This window comes from Microcoleus sp. B4-C1, from assembly GCF_036705285.1.
Lineage (GTDB): Bacteria > Cyanobacteriota > Cyanobacteriia > Cyanobacteriales > Microcoleaceae > Microcoleus.
Genome location: NZ_JAUBUC010000237.1, coordinates 1 through 1,180 on the forward strand (window position 1 = coordinate 1; position 1,180 = coordinate 1,180).

Consider the following 1,180-nt stretch of genomic DNA (forward strand, 5'->3'; position numbering starts at 1 on the left):
GGGTGCATCTCACTTTGGCAAATGTGTCAAAAAAGAGATAAAATCAAAAAGCTAGTAAAATCGTTAAATAAAGATGAGGCAAATAAAATGACACCATCAGACCAACAACAGCTAAAAGCCCACTTAAAAGCGGTAGCAGAAATTTTTTACAGAAATACAGATCCAACCGAGTTAAAAAGTTTTGAAAGTATAGAAAAATCACTGCGTCAGAAAATGTTAGAAGAAGTCGGCCCAGAACTAGGTAGCTTTTTTTTTCATCAGTATCAGGAATTAAAACAGGAAAGCCCCGAAAAATAAAATCAATAATTGGATCGCTCGACATTACAGATAATCAGGCAAAATATTTTGACTTAAAAGCTTACAGTCAATTTAGCCCCCTCCTGGAAAATTGCTGTCTATTAATCAGTGCGAATGAATCTTATCAAATGGCAGAAAAAGATTTGGAAAAATTTACGGGAATCAAAATTTCTCACAGTACATTACAAAGATTAGTCAAAAGACAAGAATTTGAATTGCCTACATCTAAACAAGGAGTCAAAGAAATTACATTAGATGGCGGTAAAGTTAGACTACGCAACGAAACCAAGGGCGAGAGCTGTTACTGGAAAGACTATAAAGCCGTGTGTTTAGATAATGTTTATTCGGGAGCCTTTTTTCAAAATAATCAAGACTTAATTGATTGGACTAATAGCCAAAAATTACTACACCCTCTGTATTGTTTAGGAGATGGTCATGCCGGAATTTGGAACATATTTAAAGAAATTGGAGATAATGAACAAAGACAAGAAATCTTAGATTGGTATCATCTCAAAGAAAATCTCTACAAGGTAGGGGGTTCAATAAAACGATTAAAATCAGCAGAAACTATGTTATGGCAAGGCAAAATAGATGAAGTTATAAAAACATTTAAAGACTTTAAAGGTCAAGCATTTAAAACGTTTTGTAATTATTTAGAGACCCATCGCTGCCGAATAGTAAATTACCAATACTACAAAGAAGAATCCATAAGTTCGATTGGTTCGGGAACAATTGAATCAATAATTAAACGCATAGGATTAAGGGTAAAAATATCGGGAGCACAATGGAATATTGAGAACGTTTCGTCTATCCTTGCTCTTCGCTGTGCTTATCTCAACGGTCAACTTTCAATTTGATGTATTTGCCAAACTGAGATGCACCC

Annotated in this window: 1 protein-coding gene; it reads left to right on the top strand. The window is 34.5% G+C overall.

The annotated features are described in order from the left end of the window. Positions 1-87 precede the first annotated feature (87 nt). Positions 88-1,154 (top strand): ISKra4 family transposase gene (locus QUB26_RS31875; RefSeq protein WP_333321318.1). Its coding sequence is split into 2 segments (ribosomal slippage): positions 88-256 and positions 256-1,154, totalling 1,068 coding nucleotides; the frame shifts between segments, so codons are not numbered across the junction. The last annotated feature ends 26 nt before the right edge of the window (positions 1,155-1,180 follow it).